General features: G+C 65.2%; 2 protein-coding genes. Both read right to left on the bottom strand.

Translation table 11 applies throughout. From position 1 onward, the window contains the following. The coding region (locus VFS34_06770) for a kelch repeat-containing protein (GenBank protein HET9794148.1) at positions 1-1,859 on the bottom strand (1,859 nt) is incomplete at its 3' end. Positions 1,860-2,127: 268 nt separating this feature from the next. Continuing rightward, on the bottom strand, positions 2,128-2,374 hold a 247-nt coding region (locus VFS34_06765; protein ID HET9794147.1), incomplete at its 5' end, for a response regulator.

Here is a 2,374-nt window from a genome sequence, read left to right as displayed (position 1 = left end):
CAGCCGGCATCCGCGTTCGCGTGCTGGTCCGGGGGACATGTCGTGATCGACGGAGCAGAGCAGGCAGGCGCCGTTACCGTAAACTTGAAGAAATAGTCTGCGGTGGGGGTGCTAGTTCCCGACGTTCCCGTTGCATGAAGCTGGCCGTGGTAGGTCGTTCCCACAGAAAGCGTTGACGTCGTGATCGTGGTAGCCACGCATACGGTGTCGCTGCTCGAACTAAGCGTTCCACTCGAAGGGTTAAGCGTCGTCAGTGGCGAAAGCGTGGAATCGTTTCCGTAGACCGAAGAATAGCCGAGCACCCAAGTCTCGCTGCTGCTTCCGCCCAAACCCGTGGCCTTCACGGTCAGTCCGGTGCCCCGTGGGCAGGTGAGCGAAAGCGAGGTTCCCTGCGCGATGTTGCCCAAATCTTCCTCGGCGTTCACCTGGCCGTGCTGGCCGCCGTCTTTACCTGAAATGTTGAGACCGGGGTTGGCGTCCGTGAACGTCGTCTGCGCCGTGTAACCCGAAGACAACCCCGTCGCCGTGAGCAGGAACGTCGCACCGAGATCGCCCATGTCGACGACGAAATCAGAATTGACGAAATTCCCGCTATCGTCGGACACCGACGTCAAGGTCAGGTCCGGATCACCATCGTCCTGGTGAAGCAACATCGACACGGTCTCTCCCGGCATCCATCCGGCCCCCGTGATGACGACCGTGTCCCCCGGCGAGTAGTCGGTCTTGTCGGTCGTCACGGTCGCGGCTGAATCTCCGGTCAGGACTGACGTTTCGCTCAGGACGCCCGCGGCGCGAAGGCCGCCCGTGGCGAGCGCGAAGCCCGCGGACGGGTTTCGCGTCACCGACGCCTCGATGCGATCGAGGGCGTCGGGCGTGAGGATCGTGACGACGGAACGGGCCGAAAGTGTGCGGTCGCCTGTCCCGAAGGCAGGGTCGGCGGGCAGCGAGCGCCCGAGGACCGCCGATCGCCCCGGCGTGCTCAAAGTCGCGGAGAGCGCCCCGGCTCCGTCGAGGAGCCGCGCCCGCGCCGTGAAATACCTTCCTCCCGGGTTGAACATCTCCATCGAAACTTCCGCATCCCCGCCGATTGCCTGGACCTTCCCGTCCGGCAGGACGTTCAACGCGAAGCGCGTGCGTGGTGTCCGCATCGGCGACGCGGCCGCCGAGATCGTCATGGCCGCGAGATCGAGGATCTCTGCGGAGGCGACGACCTTTCCGTCGAAGAGATCGACTCCGCCAGCGATGAGGATCCTTCCGTCATGCAGGAGCGCGGCGGCATGGAATTCGCGAGGGACGGAGAGCGTCGGTTCGAGCAGCCGGAAGGCATGGCTTTCCGGATCCAACACCTCGATCGTGCCGCCGGAGTCTCCCCCGACGACGACGATCCGCCCGTCCGGCAGGAGCGTCGCCGAGTGGCCGTAGCGCGCCCGGTTGAGCGCGGGGCCGTTCTCGAACGACGCGCCCGCATCCGCGGAGGTCTCCGTCGTATCGAGCGCGCGGTCTCCGCTGCGTCCTCCGATCAGGAAGACGCTTCCGTCCGACAGGAGGGTCGCGGTGTGGTCGACGCGTCCGGACTCCAGGTTGCCCGCCAGGGAAAAGGAGCGCGAGGACGGATGGAAAGTCTCCGTCCGGAGCACCGGACCCGTGTCGTTCTCCCCGCCGGCGATCAGAATGTCGCCGTTCGAAAGCCGCGTTCCGGTGTGACCGGCCCGCGGAACGTTGAGGCCCGCGATCTCGACGCTCTCCGCGCCCGATGCGGCGACGCCGGCTGTCAGCACGAGCAGGACGGCGCACGCGACGCCGACGGTCGACACACGAGCAATACACACCCGGCGGATGGAGTTCACCACCGATCTCATTGGACCTCCCTTTTCTTTGGGCGCAATTATCGCCGAAAGTTCCAAATTGACCACCTGATGCAAACGCCTCACGAGCGGAAAAGGCCTATCTCTCTTGAACGGAATGAATTGCCGTTTCAGGCCACTGGGTCGAAGGTGAACATTCCGGAAGCGTCGTCCGTCCGGAATACGCTTTCTCAGCGGGGGTCAGCGAGCGAAGTTCTTCTCCATGGCCCGGAGGCGGCTCCGTCGAAAAAGCGAGCGAAATCGCCGGCGTGGGAGCGCGGATTCAGCGGGTTCGACGGCGCGCGAGTTCGATGATCCGCTCGACGGCGCGCGGATCCACCGGCTTCACGAGATGCTCGTTGATTCCGGCGGCGCGGCTCTGGAGGCGATCCTCCGCGCTTCCCCATCCGGTGAGCGCGACGACGAACGCCTTCCGGCCGGCGAGGGTCACGCGAAGACGGCGGGCGAGCGCATGCCCGTCCATCCCGGGCATTCCGATGTCGAGGATCACGAGGTCGGGACGGAATTCC

It is taken from the genome of Thermoanaerobaculia bacterium (assembly GCA_035717485.1).
Classification (GTDB): Bacteria; Acidobacteriota; Thermoanaerobaculia; order UBA5066; family DATFVB01; genus DATFVB01.
Note: the sequence above shows the minus strand (reverse complement) of the source record. Positions and strands in the feature narration are given on the sequence as shown.